General features: G+C 45.0%; 1 protein-coding gene. It reads right to left on the reverse strand.

Annotated features, from left to right (window positions below):
* Window positions 1-205, reverse strand: a 205-nt coding sequence (locus A3739_RS08140) for a class I tRNA ligase family protein (protein ID WP_156502468.1), incomplete at its 3' end; no start/stop codon positions are given.
* Between the last annotated feature and the right edge of the window lie 33 nt (window positions 206-238).

Consider the following 238-nt stretch of genomic DNA (forward strand, 5'->3'; position numbering starts at 1 on the left):
GCATGCGCTGGTAACGAGAAACAACATCTCCAATCGTATAATTGCGTACGTGCCCCATGTGCAGCTTGCCGCTAGGGTATGGGAACATGGAAAGGCAGTAGTACTTTTCTTTAGACGAGTCCTCGGTTACGGCAAAGCTATTGTTCGCTTCCCAAAAATCTCGTGCATTCTGTTCTATTTCTTTCGGAGAGTATTGTTCTTGCATGCTTCTTCTTAAATCAATGGAATACGCAACACC

The organism is Oleiphilus sp. HI0067, from assembly GCF_001635735.1.